At 72.9% G+C, this 16119-nt stretch carries 16 protein-coding genes; 5 read left to right on the top strand and 11 right to left on the bottom strand.

Features of this window, described 5'->3' with window-relative positions; all coding sequences use genetic code 11:
* Positions 1 to 60: 60 nt before the first annotated feature.
* From VH969_RS08795 to VH969_RS08785, 3 genes are read right to left on the bottom strand one after another with little or no spacing between them, the layout of a single operon-like run.
* Positions 61 to 1449, bottom strand: a complete 1389-nt coding sequence (locus tag VH969_RS08795; protein ID WP_331973116.1) for a WS/DGAT/MGAT family O-acyltransferase — start codon at positions 1447 to 1449, stop codon at positions 61 to 63.
* A 49-nt stretch (positions 1450 to 1498) separates the two neighbouring features.
* Positions 1499 to 2284, bottom strand: a complete 786-nt coding sequence (locus VH969_RS08790) for an SDR family oxidoreductase (protein ID WP_331973124.1) — start codon at positions 2282 to 2284, stop codon at positions 1499 to 1501.
* 53 nt (positions 2285 to 2337) lie between these two features.
* Positions 2338 to 3477, bottom strand: coding sequence for an acyl-CoA dehydrogenase family protein (locus VH969_RS08785; protein WP_331973114.1), 1140 nt, complete (start codon positions 3475 to 3477; stop codon positions 2338 to 2340).
* A 47-nt stretch (positions 3478 to 3524) separates the two neighbouring features.
* Between VH969_RS08785 and VH969_RS08780 the strand changes: the two genes are divergently transcribed.
* Genes VH969_RS08780 through VH969_RS08770 form a run of 3 tightly spaced genes read left to right on the top strand, consistent with a single transcriptional unit; the run spans position 3525 to position 6488 of the window.
* Positions 3525 to 4400 (top strand): enoyl-CoA hydratase, encoded by an 876-nt coding sequence (locus VH969_RS08780; protein ID WP_414638444.1) that lies wholly within the window; start codon positions 3525 to 3527, stop codon positions 4398 to 4400.
* Positions 4390 to 5517, top strand: coding sequence for an acyl-CoA dehydrogenase family protein (locus tag VH969_RS08775; RefSeq protein ID WP_331973112.1), 1128 nt, complete (start codon positions 4390 to 4392; stop codon positions 5515 to 5517). Before VH969_RS08780 ends, VH969_RS08775 begins: the two co-directional genes overlap by 11 nt.
* A complete protein-coding gene (locus tag VH969_RS08770) occupies positions 5514 to 6488 on the top strand; it encodes an acyl-CoA dehydrogenase family protein (protein WP_331973110.1) in 975 nt (324 codons plus the stop codon). Before VH969_RS08775 ends, VH969_RS08770 begins: the two co-directional genes overlap by 4 nt.
* Here the strand turns inward: VH969_RS08770 and VH969_RS08765 are convergent.
* Positions 6466 to 7926, bottom strand: coding sequence for a serine/threonine-protein kinase (locus tag VH969_RS08765; RefSeq protein WP_331973108.1), 1461 nt, complete (start codon positions 7924 to 7926; stop codon positions 6466 to 6468). The two genes, VH969_RS08770 and VH969_RS08765, sit on opposite strands and share 23 nt — an antisense overlap.
* Before the next feature lie 156 nt (positions 7927 to 8082).
* Between VH969_RS08765 and VH969_RS08760 the strand changes: the two genes are divergently transcribed.
* Positions 8083 to 9072, top strand: a complete 990-nt coding sequence (locus VH969_RS08760; RefSeq protein ID WP_331973106.1) for an acyl-CoA dehydrogenase family protein — start codon at positions 8083 to 8085, stop codon at positions 9070 to 9072.
* Here the strand turns inward: VH969_RS08760 and VH969_RS08755 are convergent.
* A complete protein-coding gene (locus VH969_RS08755) occupies positions 9069 to 10298 on the bottom strand; it encodes an alpha/beta hydrolase family protein (protein WP_331973104.1) in 1230 nt (409 codons plus the stop codon). The two genes, VH969_RS08760 and VH969_RS08755, sit on opposite strands and share 4 nt — an antisense overlap.
* 60 nt (positions 10299 to 10358) lie before the next feature.
* Positions 10359 to 10694 (bottom strand): MmcQ/YjbR family DNA-binding protein, encoded by a 336-nt coding sequence (locus VH969_RS08750; protein ID WP_331973102.1) that lies wholly within the window; start codon positions 10692 to 10694, stop codon positions 10359 to 10361.
* Between the two features lie 6 nt (positions 10695 to 10700).
* Here VH969_RS08750 and VH969_RS08745 point away from each other — a divergent pair, with 6 nt between their 5' ends.
* Entirely contained in the window at positions 10701 to 11765 is a 1065-nt protein-coding gene (locus VH969_RS08745; RefSeq protein ID WP_331973100.1) for a sigma factor-like helix-turn-helix DNA-binding protein, read from the top strand.
* Here VH969_RS08745 and VH969_RS08740 read toward each other — a convergent pair.
* From VH969_RS08740 to hsaA, 5 genes are read right to left on the bottom strand one after another with little or no spacing between them, the layout of a single operon-like run.
* Complete coding sequence (locus VH969_RS08740; protein ID WP_331973098.1) at positions 11755 to 12624, bottom strand: alpha/beta fold hydrolase; 870 nt, start codon at positions 12622 to 12624, stop codon at positions 11755 to 11757. The two genes, VH969_RS08745 and VH969_RS08740, sit on opposite strands and share 11 nt — an antisense overlap.
* A gap of 10 nt (positions 12625 to 12634) precedes the next feature.
* Positions 12635 to 13171 carry a 3-hydroxy-9,10-secoandrosta-1,3,5(10)-triene-9,17-dione monooxygenase reductase subunit gene (gene hsaB / locus VH969_RS08735; protein WP_331973096.1) on the bottom strand — a complete coding sequence of 179 codons (537 nt, stop codon included), beginning with the start codon at positions 13169 to 13171 and terminating at the stop codon, positions 12635 to 12637.
* Complete coding sequence (gene hsaC / locus VH969_RS08730) at positions 13168 to 14067, bottom strand: iron-dependent extradiol dioxygenase HsaC (RefSeq protein WP_331973094.1); 900 nt, start codon at positions 14065 to 14067, stop codon at positions 13168 to 13170. Before hsaC ends, hsaB begins: the two co-directional genes overlap by 4 nt.
* Positions 14067 to 14888, bottom strand: a complete 822-nt coding sequence (hsaD, locus tag VH969_RS08725; RefSeq protein WP_331973120.1) for a 4,5:9,10-diseco-3-hydroxy-5,9,17-trioxoandrosta-1(10),2-diene-4-oate hydrolase — start codon at positions 14886 to 14888, stop codon at positions 14067 to 14069. Before hsaD ends, hsaC begins: the two co-directional genes overlap by 1 nt.
* Before the next feature lie 8 nt (positions 14889 to 14896).
* Positions 14897 to 16072 (bottom strand): 3-hydroxy-9,10-secoandrosta-1,3,5(10)-triene-9,17-dione monooxygenase oxygenase subunit, encoded by a 1176-nt coding sequence (hsaA, locus tag VH969_RS08720; protein ID WP_331973092.1) that lies wholly within the window; start codon positions 16070 to 16072, stop codon positions 14897 to 14899.
* Between the last annotated feature and the right edge of the window lie 47 nt (positions 16073 to 16119).

Below are 16119 nucleotides of genomic sequence, written 5' to 3'. Positions count from 1 at the left end.
GTTGGACTCGCGGGTGCTGGGTGTTGGACTCGCGGGGGCTGGGTGTTGGACTCGCGGGGGTCAGGCGGTCGCCTTTTCCAGTTCCTGCAAGGACTCCTCGAGCAGGGCCAGCAGGCGTTGCAGGTGGGGGACCGTGCGGCGGCAGCCCGTCAGGCCGAACTCAAGGCTGCCCGCGTAGCTCGTCACCGTGATGTTCAGCGCCTGGCCCTCGTAGGGAATCGACAGCGGGTACACGCCCTGCATGCGCGCGCCGTTCCAGTACAGCGGCTCGCGGGGGCCGGGCACGTTCGAGATCAGGACGTTGAACGCGTTCGGCGTCAGCGTCGTCATGCCCGGGACCGTGCCGACCGCCAGCGGGATCAGCGGGATCGCGCTCAGCGCCAGGATCTGCAGGCGGCTCATGCCGTGGTAGACGGCCTTGCCCTTGAGCATCGAGTCGTGGATGGTCGCCAGCCGCATCGCCGCGTCGGGCTCGTCCGTGGCCATGTTGCACAGGATCAGGCCGATCGCGTTGCCGCCGAGGGACGACTCCGACGAGCCGCCCCCCTGGCGCGCGCGCAACGACATCGGGACCGCGGCCACCAGCGGGCGGTCCGGCAGCGTCCCGAGGTCCAGCATGTACCGGCGCAGCGCCCCCGCACACATCGCCAGCATCACGTCGTTCATCGTCGCGCCCGCCGCCCGGCCGACCGCCTTGATCCGGTCCAGCGGCCAGCCCTGGGCGGCGAACCGGCGCGCGCCCGTGATCGGCACGTTGAACATCGACTTCGGCGCCTGGAACGCGAGCGTCGCCGACTGCTCGCGGAACGCCTCGTTGACGACCTTCACCGCGGCGCCGCCCAGGCCGACGAACTCCTTGACGAACCGCCCGGCCGCGGTGAACGGGTCGACGTCCTCGCCGCGCGACGGCTTGTCGAACACGTTCGTCCGCACCCGCGGCGACCACGGCGGCCGCACGTCGCGAGCGGACGGGTCCGGCGACAGCGAGCTCTGGATCAGCCGCAGCGCCGACACGCCGTCGAGCAGCGCATGGTGGATCTTGCTGTACGTCGCGAACCGGTTGCCCTGCAAGCCTTCGATGACCGTGAACTCCCACATCGGGCGGTGCCGGTCCAGCAGCGTGCCGTGCAAGCGGGACACCAGCTCCAGCAGCTCGCGCACCCGGCCCGGCCGCGGCAGGCCCGAGTGGCGCACGTGGTACTCGATGTCGAGATGGTCGTCGTTCGACCACGCGAACTGGCCGACCGTCCCGACGGGCCCGCGCGGCCGGCGGCGGAACAGCGGCCGCACGTCCGCGAGGCTCAGGAGCTCCCGGTGGAAGTCGCTCACGTAGTCCGGGCCCGCGCCCTCCGGTAGCTCGAACAACTGCAGGCCGCCGACGTGCATCGGGTGCTCACGGGACTCGGCGAGCAGGAACATCGAGTCCGTTATCGGCATGAGCTGCGCCATCGAGATACCTCCGTGCTCGCGTCTTCGATTGAGACTAGCCGCCGCACCGTCAAGGGTGCTGGCTGCTGACCGCGATCACCTCACCCGTGAGATAGGAGGCGTAGTCGCTCGCCAGGAACGCGATCACCGTCGCCACCTCCCACGGCTGCGCCGCGCGCCCGAACGCCTCCCGCCCGGCCAGCTCGGCCAGCAGCTCCTCACTCGTCACCTTCGCCAGGAACGGATGCGCGGCCAGGCTCGGGGCCACCGCGTTCACCCGGATCCCGTGCTCCGCAACGTCCTTCGCCGCGCAGCGGGTCAGCGCCATCACGCCCGCCTTCGCCGCCGCGTAGTGTGCCTGTCCCTCCTGTGCCCGCCACCCGACCACGGACGCGTTGTTCACCACCGCGCCGCCGCCGCCCTGGTCCACGAGTTGCCGCAATGCCGCCCGCGTACACCTGAACGTTCCGGTCAACGTCACGTCCAGCACGCGCGCCCACTGCTCGTCGGTCATCTCCAGCACCGACGCCGTCCCGCCGAGCCCGGCGTTGTTGACCAGCACGTCGAGCCGGCCGTAATGATCCACCGTGCCGGCCACGAGTGCCCGAACCTGCTCCTCGTCGGTCACGTCGCACGGGATCGGGTGCACGGACTCGCCGAACTCACCGGTCAGCTCGGCCGCGGTCGAGGCCAGGCGGCGCTCGTGGTGGTCGCTGACCACGACCCGTGCCCCCTCGTCGAGGCAGCGCCGCGCGGTCGCGGACCCGATGCCCGTGCCGGCCGCGGCGGTGACCACGACGACCTTGCCGGCCAGCAGGTCGCGGCCGGCCGGGCCAGCCGGAGTTACCGGCGGGATCGAGGGCGGGCCGCCCAGGGCCGGCGGAACCTCGGGCGGGATCACGGGCGGGATCACGGGCGGGCCTCGCGGGGCAGGCCGAGCACGCGCTCGGCGATGATGTTGCGCTGGATCTCGTTGGACCCGCCGTAGATCGTGTCGGCCCGGCTGAACAGGTACAGCCGCTGCCACTCGCCGAGCTCACCGCCGGGGGCCGTCAGCCCGGCGGCGCCCAGCACGTCCATCGCCAGCTCGCCCAGCGAGCGGTGCCAGGTCGCCCAGACGAGCTTCGTGACCGAGGCCGCCCGGGCATCGCCGATGGTCCGCAGCGAGTGCGCACGCATGACCTCCAGGCCCAGCCGCGCGCGGGCCAGCCGCTCGCGCAGCAGCGGGTCCTCGAGCGCGCCGGCGGACCGGGCCAGCTCGACCAGCGCGTCCAGCTCCCGGCGAAAGCCGATCTGCTGACCGAACGTCGCCGCGCCGCGCTCGAACTCCAGGGTCCGCATGGCCGTCGCCCAGCCGCCGCCGACCTCGCCGACCACGAGGTCGCGCGCGGTGCGGGCGCCGTCGAAGAACACCTCGTTGAACTCCGAGCCGCCGGTCAGTTGCACGATCGGACGAACCTCGACGCCCGGCTGGTCCATCGGCACGAGCAGGTACGACAGGCCGGCATGCCGCTTCGACCCGGGCGTCGTGCGGGCCAGCACGAAGCACCACTGCGCCACGTGCGCGAGCGAGGTCCAGATCTTCTGCCCGTCGAGCACCCACCAGTCCCCGTCGAGCCTCGCCGACGTGGACACCGAGGCGAGGTCCGAGCCCGCGCCCGGCTCCGAGTAGCCCTGGCACCACAGCTCCTCGACCGCCTTGATCCGCGGCAGGAAGCGGGCCTGCTGCCCGGGCGTGCCCAGCACGATCAGCGTGGGGCCGAGCAGCTCCTCGCCGAAGTGGTTCACCCGCGCCGGCGCGCCCGAGGCGGCGTACTCCTCGTGGAAGACCACGAGGTGGTCGAGGTCGAGGCCGCGGCCGCCGTGCTCCTCGGGCCAGCCCAGGCACGTCCAGCCCGCGGCCGCCAGGTGCCGGTCCCACGCGAGCCGCTCGTCGAACGCCTCGTGCTCGCGGCCCGGTCCGCCAAGGCCGCGCAGGCTCGCGAACTCGCCGGTCAGGTTGTCTCCCAGCCATTCGCGCACGGTCGCGCGGAACTCCGTGAGCGCCATGAGGTGTTAGCCTACCAAGCAATTGCTTTGGAGGAGCGGAGCGAACCATGAACGCCGTGACCGAAGGCAAGAGCGAAGGCGTGACCGACGGCGTCGTCCGGTACGAGGTCGACGGGCCGGTGGCCACGGTGACCATGAACCGCCCGGAGTACCGCAACGCGCAGAACTCGGCGATGACCTACGCGCTCGACGCGGCGTTCACCCGCGCCGTGGACGACGACGAGGTCAAGGTCGTCGTGCTCGCCGGCGCGGGCAAGCATTTCTCCGCCGGCCACGACATCGGCACGCCGGGCCGCGACGTGGACGTGTCGTTCGAGCGCAAGGCCGTGCTGTGGTGGGACCACGTCGGCAAGCCGGGCGGGGACGGCCGCTACGCCCGGGAGATGGAGGTCTACCTCGGCATGTGCCGGCGGTGGCGGGAGATCCCGAAGCCGACGATCGCGATGGTGCAGGGCGCGTGCATCGCCGGCGGCCTGATGCTCGCGTGGGTGTGCGACCTGATCGTCGCGGCCGACGACGCGTTCTTCGCCGACCCCGTGGTGCGCATGGGGATCCCGGGCGTCGAGTACTTCGCGCACCCGTGGGTGCTCGGCCCGCGCGCGGCCAAGGAGTTCCTGTTCACCGGCGACCGGTTCGACGCCCGCCGCGCGCTGGAGCTCGGCATGGTGAACCGGGTCGTGCCGCGCGCCTCCCTCCGGGAGGAGGCGCTCGCGATGGCCGGCCGGATCGCGCGGATGCCCAGCTTCGGGCTCGCGCTCGCCAAGCGCGCGGTGAACCAGGCCGAGGACCAGATGGGTTTGCGGTCGGGCATGGACTCCGTCTTCGGCCTGCACCATTTCGCCCACGCGCACAACGCGGAGACGTCGGCGGACTCGCTCGGCGGCATGGACGCCCGCTCGATGCGGAACGCCAGTGGATCTTGACCTGCCCGCGTCGGTCGTCGCCTTCCGGGACGAGGTGCGCGAGTGGCTCGCCGCCAACGTGCCCGGCCCGCTGCCGCCCATGGACTCGGCCGAGGGGTTCGAGCCGCACCGCGAGTGGGAGCGCCGGCTCGCCGAGGCACGGCTGTCCGCGGTGACCTGGCCGCGCGAGTACGGCGGCCGCGGCGCCTCGCTGCTCGAGTGGGTCGTCTTCGAGGACGAGTACTACGCCTGCGGTGCCCCGGGGCGGGTGAGCGCGAACGGCATCGCGCTGCTCGGCTCGACGCTGCTCGCGCTCGGCACCGACGAGCAGCGGCAACGGATCCTGCCGCGGATGGCGCGCGCGGACGACATCTGGGCGCAGGCCTGGTCGGAGCCGGAGGCGGGGTCGGACCTCGCCGGGGTGCGCAGCCGGGCAGTCCGCACGGACGGCGGCTGGCTCCTGAGTGGACAGAAGACGTGGTCGTCGCGCGGTGCGTTCGCGGACAAGGCGTTCGGGTTGTTCCGCAGCGACCCGTCGGCGCACCGGCATCGCGGGCTGACGTACGTGATGTTCGACCTGCGCGCCGGCGGCGTGACCGTGCGGCCGATCCCGCAACTCGACGGCACGCCGGGGTTCGCGGAGCTGTTCCTCGACGAGGTGTTCGTGCCGGACGCCGACGTCATCGGCGAGCCGGGCGACGGGTGGCGGGTCGCGATGAGCACGGCGAGCAACGAGCGCGGGCTGACGCTGCGCAGCCCCGGCCGGTTCACCGCGGCCGCGGACCGGCTCGTCGAGCTGTGGCGCGCGAGGCCGGACCCGTCGCTGCGCGACCGGGTCGTCGACGCGTGGCTCGGCGCGCAGGCCTACCGGTTGTACACGCTGGGCACGGTGAGCCGGCTCGCGGCGGGCGGGCGGCTGGGCGCGGAGTCGAGCGTCAACAAGATCTTCTGGTCGGAGCTGGACATCGCCCTGCACGAGACCGCCCTCGACCTGCTCGGCACGGACGGCGAGCTCGAGTCGGACTGGCTGGGCGGTTACCTCTTCTCGCTCGCCGGTCCCGTTTATGCCGGCACCAACGAGATCCAGCGCAACGTCGTCGCCGAGCGGCTGCTCGGCCTGCCGCGAGGTGACCGATGAACTTCGCGCTCGATCGGGAACAACTGCAGCTCGCCGCGAGCGTGCACGAACTGCTCGCCGACGCCGACGTGCCGGCCGCGATCCGGTCCTGGTCGGCGTGCGAGCCCGCGCGTGGCCTGGACGTGTTGCGGCGGCTGGCGAAGGTCGGCGTGGCCGGGCTCGCGGTGCCGGAACGGTTCGCCGGGCCGGGTGCCGGGCCGGTCGAGCTGGCGGCGGTGTTCGAGCAGCTCGGGCGGCACGCGGTGCCGGGACCGGTGGTCGAGTCGTTCGCCGCCGTGCCGGCACTGCTCGCGGACACGCCCGGCGCGGAGCGCTGGCTGCCCGGGATGGCGGCGGGCGACCTGCTCGCCACGGTGGCGCTGCCACCGCACGTGCCGTACGCGCTCGACGCCGACGTGGCGGTCCCCTTCCTCGTCGACGGCGACACCGTGCACACCGCGGTCGCGGGTGCCGTGCGGTCCTCTGTGGACAAAGCGCGGCGGCTGTTCGACGTGGCTGCCGCCGAGCGCGTCGGGCCCGGGGCGGTGGACCGCGCGTTCGAGCTCGGCGTGCTCTGCTGCGCCGCGCAGCTGGTCGGCCTCGGCGTCGGCCTGCTTGAGCAGGCGAGTACGTACGTGCGGCAGCGCACGCAGTTCGGCCGTCCGGTCGGCGGGTTCCAGGCGGTCAAGCATCACCTCGCGAGCGTGCACGTGGCGCTCGAGTTCGCCCGGCCGCTCGTGCACGGCGCGGCGGTCACCATGGCGCCGCGGGACGTCTCGGCCGCGCGGGTCGCCGCCGCCGACGCGGCCTACCGGGCGGCTCGGTCGGCCCTGCAGGTGCACGGGGCGGTCGGCTTCACGCTCGAGTACGACCTGGGCCTGTCGCTGACGAAGGTGCGCGCGCTGCGGTCGGCATGGGGAACCCAGTCGTGGCACCGGGAACGCGTGCTGGGTGCGATCGACCCCGGGCTCAGCGAGCGTCCGCGTCGATGAACAGCGAGCCGTTGACCCGCGTGACGCGGATCGTCAGGTGCTTGCGCAGATCGCCGTCGCCCTTTGTGTAGGTGACGTCGACCGGCACGTTCACCGACCCGTCGCCGTTCTTCGTGACGCCCTGCGCGTTCTCCGAGCTGACCTGGCTGAACTGTGACCAGTACTTGCGGAACGCCTCCTTGTCGCCGAACCGGCCCTGCGCGTAACTGGAGAGCATCCCCCAGCGCCGGTCGACGGCCTGCACGTCGCCGTAGTAGTCGATCACCAGCTGGCCGGCCGAGCTGAACGGGATCTCGCCCTTGGCCGGGATCGGCTTCTGCGGCGCCTGCGTGGCCGGCGGCTGCGAGGACTCGGACTGCTCGGCGGGCGGCGACTGCTGCTGGGTCGTCGGCGTGTCCACGCTGCCCTGGGCGACGCCGTCGGAGGGCTGCTTGTCGTTGTTCAGCAACAGGATCGCGGTCACCACGCCGGCCACGACGAGCAGCGCGGCCACGGCGACCAGCACCAGGTTCCGCCGGTTGGGGTCCGCGCCGCGCGGTGGCTCGGGCGGGGGTGTGTGCGGCAGCGCGGTCGTCGGCAGGTCCGGCTGGGGGAGGACGGCCACCGTCCGCGGCGGCGTCTGCGGGACGGGTTTGGTCGCGACCTGGACGGTCGGCGCGGCCGCCAGGGCCGGGTTCGTGAGCGCGTTGGCGGCGTCGTCCATGGTCGGGCGGGTGGCCGGGTCGGGCCGCATGAGGTTCGACAGCGTGTCGGCGAGCGGGCCGGCGTTGCGCGGCGGGGGTGCGTTGCCGGAGGCGACCGCGTGCAGCAGGGCCAGCGGGTTGGTGTTCGTGCCGAACGGCGGCTTGCCCTCGACCGCGTGGTAGAGCGTGGAGCCGAGGGAGAACACGTCGGAGGCGCGGCTCGGGTCCTCGCCGCGGGCGATCTCCGGCGCGAGGTACGCGGGCGTGCCGGCGATGCCGGTCTGGGTGGTCACCGTGCCGTCGTCGAGGGCCTTGGAGATGCCGAAGTCGGTGATCTTCACCGTGCCGTTGTCGGCGAGCAGGATGTTGCCCGGCTTGACGTCGCGGTGCACGATGCCGACCGCGTGCGCGGCGGCGAGGGCGGACGCGACCTGCGCGCCGATCTCCGCGACCTCGCCGGGCGGCAGCGAGCCGCGCTCGGCCAGGACGGCGGACAGGCTCCGGGAGGGCAGGAACTCCATCACGAGGCAGGGGTCGCCGTCGTGCTCGGCGACGTCGAACATCGCGATCGCGTTGCGGTGCTGCAGGCGGGCGGCGATGCGCGCCTCGCGCATGGCACGCCGCTGTGTCTCCTCCGACTTCGCTTCCGATACCGCGTAGCGGACCAGCAGGCGCTTGATGGCGACGGTGCGGCCAAGGCGCTCGTCCTCCGCCTTCCACACCACGCCCATCGCGCCGCTGCCGACCTGCTCCACCAACCGATACCGGCCAGCGATCAGTGCACCCTTCTCGATGACCAGGTCTCCTCGCGTGCGTTGTCTGTGGGGCCCCGACCCGGCACTGAGAATATCGAACCGGCCCGAACGAGCGACGCGCTAGTCAACCAAGCAACTGTTTGGTTGAATCGCGGTATGCGGTTGACCGACGACCAGCTGTCGCTGCGGGACACGGTTCGCCGGCTCCTGGCGAAGGAGCCCGACTGCTGGCCGCCGCTGACCGGGCTCGGCGCGCCCGCCCTGCTCGTGCCGGCCGCGGCCGGTGGCCTGGGCGCGGGGCTCGCCGAGGTGTTCGTCGTGCAGTACGAGCTGGGCCGCACGCTCGCCGCCACGCCGCTGCTGGGCTCGGTCCTCGCCGCGTGCGCGCTGGACTCGGCCGGCTCCTCGGCCGAGCTGCCGGCGCGGGTCGCGGCCGGTGAGGTCGTCGCGCTGGCCTGGGCGTCGGCCGGCGGCTGGTCGGCGCCGGCGTGCGCGGCGCACGGCGATGCGGTGTCCGGGTCCGCGGCGTACGTGCTGGACGGCGACACGGCCGGCATGCTGCTGGTGATCGCCCGCACGGCGGACGGCGCGGCACTGTTCGAGGTCGACCCGGCCCTGGCCGTCCGCGAGCACACCCCGACGATGGACGAGACCCGCCGGCTCGCGACCGTCGACCTGGCCGACGTGCCGGCGCGCCGCATCGGCCCGGTGGACCTCGCCCGGCTGCGCGACGTGGCGTGCACCGCGCTGGCGGCCGAGCAGGCGGGGACCGCGGCGCGCTGCCTCGAGCTGACCGTCTCCCATGCGGGCCAGCGGCAGCAGTTCGGCCGGCCGATCGGCTCGTTCCAGGCGCTGAAGCACCGGATGGCGGACATGCACGTGCTGGTGGAGACGGCGGAGTCCGCCGCGCTGGCCGCGGCACTGGCCCCGCCCGCGGAACTACCCCTGCGCGCCGCGGTCGCGAAGGCCCACTGCGGGCAGGCCCTGCACCAGGTGGCGGGCGAGATGATCCAGCTGCACGGCGGCATCGCGATCACCTGGGAACACGACGCGCACCGCTACTTCAAACGCGCCCACGCGGGCCTGCACCTGTTCGGCTCCCCGGCCACCCACGTCGACCGCCTCGCCGAGCTCACCGGCATCTAGCCCAGGCGGTCCTCGAGCCAGTCGAACATCCGCTGCTCCACGCGCAGGCGCGCGAGGGGCTCGCAGTGCGCGTTCGCCCCGTCGGCCGCGGCGAACGAGACCAGCTCCGTGTCCATGACGAGCCTGGCGAGCCGGCGGGACTGGCCCGGCCAGAACGACTCGTCCTCCGGGTCCGTGATCAGCAGCGGCGTGCGGATGGCGGCCGCCTCCTCCTCGCCGAGGCGGTAGCTCAGCACGGTCCGGAACAGGTCGTACAGGTTGTCCTGACGGTACGGCCGGCCGCGGAAGGCCAGCGTCCGGCGCAGGCCCGGCACGTACCCGGCGACGCGCATGCGCTTGAGGAACCCCTCGCGGTCACCCGACTTCAACCGCCCGACCAGGCCCGCCGGCAGGTGGCGCAGCCACGACTCCGACACGTCGACCACGCCCGGGTCGACCACCGCGGCCCGCAGCCGGTACTCGAACACCAGCGCCCGCGGCAGCCAGAAGCCGCCCTGGCTGATGCCGTACCCGGTCAGGCCGTCGGCGTCCACGTCCTCGCGCGCGACGAGGGCGTCGAGCACCGGGGTGAGCACGGCCTCCCAGTCCGGCCGGAACGGCACGTCGTGCTCGAACAGCATCGACTGCTGGCCGGGCCCGTCGAAGACGAACGCGTTCCACCCGCGCTCCAGCGCCGCGGCCACGCCGCTGCTCCACAGGTCCGCCAGCGACCCGTCGCTGCCGTTGGTGACGACGAACGTGGGCCGGGCCCGGCCGGAGTCGTCGGGGCGCAGGAGGTAGCCGGGCAGCGTGGTGTCCTCGTACGGGACCGGCACCCGCACGTACGCACCCGCCGAACAGTCGACGAACGCGTCCCAGCAGTGCCGGTGGCGCCGGAAGGTCGGCAGCAGCGCGCTGAGGTCACCGAGGCTGTCGACGCCGTCGAGCGCGGCGGCCCAGTACGTGGCCGCGCGCAGGTAGCCGCTGGCCGCGCTGATCCGGCGGCCGTCTTCGCGGGCCGCGGCCGCGCCGGTCTCCGTCGCCTCGGCGGTCGCGGACCACTCGCGGAACCAGTCACGGCGCCACCGCACCCGGCCGATCGTGGCCAGGACCTCGCCGGGGTCGCTCGCGCCGTGCACCGCCCGGCCGAGCAAGCCGCGCGTCTGGAAGTCGAGCGAGCGATCCCGGAAGAACCCGTCCGCGAGCACCTTGTTGTGGCTGCGTAACGCACCCGCGAACCTCGCCATGCCGCTCTCCCTCGGTCCTTTCCTGTGAATCGGTGCGGACCGCGGGATATAACCCAGCGGCTAGTCCAGCTCGGCGGCGACGCGCCTGGGGGCGCGGACCCGCCACGCGTCGGTGAGCAGCTCGGTCAGCTCGTCGACGTCCACCGCGGCGAGGCGGACCAGGACCGTCGGGTGGCCGTCGTAGTGCGGGATCGTGAAGAACTTCGCCGGCTCGGCCGCGATCAGCTCCTGCTTCTCGACCTCGCCGGCGACCCACACCACCAGCACGTCGCCCTCCTCGCGGATGCGGGCGAACAGCTTGTCCTTGACCCGGAAGCCCGGCGTCCCGTACGAGGGCTTCTCCGTGGTGTGTGGCAGCGACAGGGCTACCCGCCGCACGTCGTCGTCGGTCACCATGGAGCCATGGTGCCAGCAGACGAGCAGCTCACAAGGCTCGCGTTCCTGCTCGGCGCGCCCGGCCCGGCGCCGGAGACCGATCTCGGGACGTTCGTCCGCGAGTGGCTGGCCGATCCCCGCCCGCAAGCGGGCGAGGAGCTCGCCGAGCCCGAGGCCGAGCAGCTGCGCCGCGGGCTCGGCGCGCTCGCGCCCCGGCAGCGGGCGGCCGTCGTGCTGCGCTACTGGTCCGCCCTGCCCGTCGCGGGGGTGGCCACGATCCTCGAGACACCCGAGGACACCGTCGAGCTCGAGAGCGACGCCGCCCTGGACGTGCTGGCCACCGACGAGGAGTGGCTGGTCGCGGGCCTCGCGCGGCTCGCCGGGTACGCGCCGGTCGACGAGCCCGAACCCGAGCGGCGGCGGTGGCGCTCGGCCGGCGTCTCCGCCGGCGCCCTCGTCGTCGCCGGCGTGCTCGCCGCGCTGCTCGGCCTCGGCGACACGGGCTCCCGGACCGCGGACGACGAGTGGTCGGCGCCGCCGACGGTCCCGGCCACGATGCAGCCCATGCCGGCCCCGGCCGTGGACGACCCGGCGCCGTCGTTCGACAACCGCTCCCGCCGGCTCACCGCGCAGCTCGCCGCCGCCCGGGCGCGGGTGCTCTTCGGGTTCGAGGAGATCGAGCCGGCCGCGGTCAACGGCCCGGGCGGCCAGGTGCTGTGGGCGCCGCTGGTCTTCCACGTCGCCGGCGACACGCCGGACCTCTACCTGGCCATGGCGACGCTGGGCAGCGGCCGGGACGCGACCGTGCTGAAGATCGACGTCGGCTACCGGAACCCGGGCGCATACCCGCGGTACGCGCCGTGCCCGCAGTTCCAGCAGGTGTGCTCCTACCGCCGGTTCGCGGACGGCACGTACGGCTCGGTCGTCGTGTTCGACGAGCCGGTCTCCGACCAGGCGATCAACCGCCTGACAGTGATGCGCCCGGACGGCACGTACCTGCACGTGTCGAACTTCTACCGCGAGCGGCGCAGCGATCCGCCGCCGCTGGGCACCGCCGAGCTGTTCCGCTTCGCGACGGTGTTCACGTACTGAACCACTCGAGCACCAGCCGGGCGATCTCGTCCGGCCGGTCCAGGTGCATGAAGTGCCCGGCGCCGGCCACGACCTCGACGCGCGAGCCGGGGGCGAGCCCGCGTTCCGCGTCCGCGAAGTGCACGGGCGCTATGCAGCCGTCGTCCGCCCCCGCCACCATCAGCAGGGGGATCGCCGCCGGTGCCTCGGTCCGCTCGCCCAGCGCCGCGAGCGCCGGGTCGTGCAGCGACGTGTCGAAGTTGGCGCGGTACATCCGCAGGGCGTTGGCCGCGAGCGCCGGGTCGCCGTAGAGGGCGTGCACCCGCTCGCGGTGCGCACCGATCGAAAGGCCCGGTGACCAGGTCGCCCACAGGTAGTCGATCAGGTCGCGGTTCGCCGCCAGCACGGCCTCGGCGATGTTCGGTACCTGGAACAGGAAGAGGTAGAAGAACCGCTTGAGCTGCTCCGGATCGGCCAGCACGCCGGCGAGCGTCGCGGGCGGCGGCACGGCCATCGAGACGCCCCGGCGCAGCCGCTCCGGCCACGCCGCGGCCAGCCGGGCGACGACGCCGGCGCCGATGTCGTGGCCGATCATGTCGACCGGCTCGCCGTCCGCCAGGGCCTCGGCCACCGCGGCCGCGTCGGCGGCCAGAGTGATCCCGTCGGCATAGGTCATCGCGTCCGCGGTGGCCGGGTGGTGGCCACGAAGGAACGGCGCCACCACCCGCCGGCCGGCCGCGACGAGGTGCTCGGCGAGCCGCTCGAACGTCGCCGGGTGATCAGGAAACCCGTGCCAGCACACAACGGCCGGGCCCTCGCCCGCGGTCAGGGCGGGAAACGCGAGCCGGTCGGTCTCGATGACGATCTGCCGGAACTCCACGCCACTGACCCTAGATCCAGTCATCGTGGCGGGACCAGGTGATCAGGTTGTCGAGGATGCCCGGCGTCGGTTCCGCGGGCTCGGTGACCGTGTACGCGCCGCGGTAGAACAGCAGCGGGCGTTCGTCGCGCTGGTCGCCGAGCGTGGTGACGCGGCCGGTGACGACGTAGTGGTCGCCGGCCTCGTGCACGTCCTCGATCACGCAGTCGAGCCAGGTCAGCGCGCCTGCGAGAATCGGCGCGCCGGACGGGGCGGGCGCCCACGGCACGCCGGAGAACTTGTCCGCGCCCGCCGTGCCGAACGTGGCGGACACCCGCTGCTGCGCGTGGCTCAGCACGTTGACGCAGAAGTGCCCGAACGTCTCGATGAGCGGCCAGGTCCGCGAGTCGCGCCCGGGGCAGAACAGCACCAGCGGCGGGTCGAGCGACAGCGCGGCGAACGACTGGCAGGCGAACCCGACCGGCTCCGCGTCGCGCCTGGCCGTCACGACCGTGACGCCGGTGCAGAAGTTGCCGAGCGCCTTGCGGTACCGGGCCTGGCTGATCACCGCGCGCCGATCGAGAAGTCGTGGCCCCACAACGACACCGCGGTGCTCTCCCGCGCGATCCACGCGTCGTCGTCGACCTGCCGGCCCTCGCAGCCGAACTCGACGTCGAACCCGCCGGGTGCCTTCATGTAGAACGACAGCATCAGGTCGTTGACGTGCCGGCCGAGCGTGGCCGACATCGGCACCTTGCGGCGCAGCGCGCGGTCGTGGCACAGGCCGACGTCGTCGGTGCTCGCCACCTCGACCATCAGGTGCACGATCCCCGACGGCGTCGGCATCGGCAGGAACGCGAGGCTGTGGTGGCGCGGGTTGCAGCCGAAGAACCGCAGCCACGCGGGTTCCCCGCCCGCCGGGCGGCCGACGAGCTGTGGCGGCAGGCGCATCGAGTCGCGCAGCCGGAAGCCCAGCACGTCCCGGTAGAAGTGCAGCGCCTCCGCATCGTCCCGTGTGGACAGCACGACGTGGCCGAGGCCCTGCTCGCCGGTGACGAACCGGTGCCCGTACGGGCTGACCACGCGCCGGTGCTGCAGGGCGACGCCGTGGAAGACCTCCAGCGTGTTGCCCGACGGGTCCTCGAACGTGATCAGCTGGTCGACCCGCCGGTCCGCGCACTGCTCGCGGGTGCCCTCCTTGTACGGCACGCCGGCGGCCTCGAGCCGCCCGCAGACCTCACCGAGCTCGGCGACGTTCGCGACCTCCCAGCCGGACGCGGCCAGCCGGTCGTTCTCGCCGGGCACGATCACCAGGCGCGCGGGGAAGTCGTCCATCCGCAGGTACAACGCGTTCTCGCGGGCGCCCTTGCCTTCCACCATGCCGAGCACCTTGAGCCCGAACTCGCGCCAGGCCGGCACGTCGGTGGCCTCGATGCGCAGGTAGCCAAGCGAACGGATGCCCATCACTCGCTCCCGATGAAGTCCATGGTGAGCCGGTTGAACTCGGCGAAGCGCTCCAGCTGCGCCCAGTGTCCACACCGGCCGAACACGTGCAGCTGCGCGCGCGGGATGACCTTCAGCGCGACGAGCGCGCCGTCGAGCGGGTTCACCCGGTCCTCGCGGCCCCATACCAGCAGCACCCGCTGGCGGAGCCGGTGCGCCTCGCGCCAGAGCATGCCCGCCTCGGGATCCCTGGCGAACGACGCGCCCATGGATGCCATGGCGCGCAAGGCATCCGGCTCGCTCGCGGCCGCGTACCGCTCGTCGACCAGCTCGTCGGTGACCAGCGACTGGTCGTACACGAGGGTCCGCAGGAAGCTCGCGAGCTTCTCCTTGCCCGGCCCGGGCGGCGCGCCGAACTGGTAGAGCTTCTTGATGCCCTCGGTCGGGTCCGGAGCGAACACGTTGAGCCCGAGGCCGCCCGGGGCCATGAGCACGAGGCGGCCGGCGCGCGTGGGGTGGTCGAGCGCGAGGCGGACCGCGGTGCCGCCGCCGAGCGAGTTGCCGACGAGGTGTGCGCGCTCGATGCCGAGCTCGTCGAGCAGGTTCCGCAGGGCGCCGGCGGCGAAAGTGAAGTACTGGCTCGTGATCTCCGGCTTGTCGGACCCGCCGAAACCGGGCTGGTCGACGAGCACCGTACGGAACCGCTTGGCGAATACGGGAAGGTTCGCCCCGAAGTTGCTCCACGCGGACGCGCCCGGCCCGCCGCCGTGCAGCATGACGACGGCCTCGCCGGTGCCCGCCTCGTAGTAGTGGAGGCCGGCCTTGGCGTCCTCAGTGGTCATCGCGGTGGTCAGATCCACGCGTCGGTCACCTTCAGCCCGAGCTGTGCCTGGCCGTACATGGCGAGTGCCTTCTCCGGGTCGTTGATCGCGTGCACCCGGCCGGCGTGCGCGTCGCGCCAGAAGCGCTGGATGGGTGTGCCGACCTTGAGCGCCCGGCCGCCCGCGCTCTCGAAGAGCCGGTCCACCGCGGCGATCGCGGAGCTGGTGGCGTTGACCTGGTCGCGGCGCGTCTGCACGCGCAGCGGGAACGGGATCTTCTCGCCGGCGGTCGCGTGCCGCATCTGCTCGTCGAGGTCCCGCTCGATCTGCAGCATCGCGGCGTCGATGTCGCAGGCCGCCTCGGCGATGCGGACCTGGTTGAAGGAGTCCTCGGCCGCGCGGCCGCCGGTGGAGGCGCGCACGCGTTCGCGGGTGTGGGTCACGTAGGCGTCGTACGCGCCCGTCGCCATGCCCACGACGGGTACCGCGATCGAGCAGGAGAACACGGACGCGAACGGCAGCTTGTAGAGCGGCCCGGTGTTGACCTCCTGGCCGGGGCCGTGGCACCTGCCGGTGTCCAGGAAGCTGAGCGTGCGGTACTCGGGGACGAACACGGGCTCGACGATGATGTCGTTGCTGCCGGTGCCACGCAGCCCGATCGTGTCCCAGACGTCGTCGATCTCGTAGTCCGCGCGCGGCAGGAGAAAGGTCCGGAAGTCGGTCGGCGCGCCGTCCTCGCCGAGGACGAGGCCGCCGAGGAAGACCCACGTGGCGTGGTCGCAGCCGGAGGAGAAGCTCCAGCGGCCGGAGAACTCGAACCCGCGGCCTCGGACGTCGTCGACGGGCTTGGCCCGGCCCATCGGTGCGTAGGAGCTGGAGACGAGGGTGTCGTCGTCCTCGCCCCAGACCTCCCGCTGGGCGCGGTCGTCGAAGAGCCCGAGTTGCCAGGGATGGCAGCCGAGCACGCTTGCCACCCACCCGGTTGACCCGCAGGCGCCGGCGATGGCGCGCACGGCACGGTAGAACTCGTTGGGGTGGCGTTCGAGGCCGCCGTAGCGGGTGGGCTGGAGGAGCTTGAAGAACCCGGTCTGCCGCACCGCCTTGATCGACTCGTCGGAGACGCGGCGCGCGTCCTCGGTGTCCTGCGCACGCTCCCGCAGCACCGGCAGCAGTTCGCGAACGGCGTCGATCACCTGGTCGCCCATGCGCCAAGACTAGAACACGTTCTTGTTTCTGTCACTCCCGTTGCCCT

It is taken from the genome of Actinophytocola sp., from assembly GCF_036555685.1.
Taxonomy (GTDB): Bacteria; Actinomycetota; Actinomycetes; order Mycobacteriales; family Pseudonocardiaceae; genus Actinophytocola.
This window is presented reverse-complemented; position numbering and strand designations above follow the sequence as displayed.

What these genes read in the sequence shown, in the direction of transcription:
- VH969_RS08795 (WP_331973116.1), bottom strand. Translation starts at nt 1,449, where the DNA reads ATGGCGCAGCTCATGCCGATAACGGACTCGATGTTCCTGCTCGCCGAG.
- VH969_RS08785 (WP_331973114.1), bottom strand. Translation starts at nt 3,477, where the DNA reads ATGGCGCTCACGGAGTTCCGCGCGACCGTGCGCGAATGGCTGGGAGAC.
- VH969_RS08780 (WP_414638444.1), top strand. Translation starts at nt 3,525, where the DNA reads ATGAACGCCGTGACCGAAGGCAAGAGCGAAGGCGTGACCGACGGCGTC.
- VH969_RS08770 (WP_331973110.1), top strand. Translation starts at nt 5,514, where the DNA reads ATGAACTTCGCGCTCGATCGGGAACAACTGCAGCTCGCCGCGAGCGTG.
- VH969_RS08760 (WP_331973106.1), top strand. Translation starts at nt 8,083, where the DNA reads ATGCGGTTGACCGACGACCAGCTGTCGCTGCGGGACACGGTTCGCCGG.
- VH969_RS08755 (WP_331973104.1), bottom strand. Translation starts at nt 10,298, where the DNA reads ATGGCGAGGTTCGCGGGTGCGTTACGCAGCCACAACAAGGTGCTCGCG.
- VH969_RS08750 (WP_331973102.1), bottom strand. Translation starts at nt 10,694, where the DNA reads ATGGTGACCGACGACGACGTGCGGCGGGTAGCCCTGTCGCTGCCACAC.
- VH969_RS08745 (WP_331973100.1), top strand. Translation starts at nt 10,701, where the DNA reads ATGGTGCCAGCAGACGAGCAGCTCACAAGGCTCGCGTTCCTGCTCGGC.
- hsaC (WP_331973094.1), bottom strand. Translation starts at nt 14,067, where the DNA reads ATGGGCATCCGTTCGCTTGGCTACCTGCGCATCGAGGCCACCGACGTG.
- hsaD (WP_331973120.1), bottom strand. Translation starts at nt 14,888, where the DNA reads ATGACCACTGAGGACGCCAAGGCCGGCCTCCACTACTACGAGGCGGGC.
- hsaA (WP_331973092.1), bottom strand. Translation starts at nt 16,072, where the DNA reads ATGGGCGACCAGGTGATCGACGCCGTTCGCGAACTGCTGCCGGTGCTG.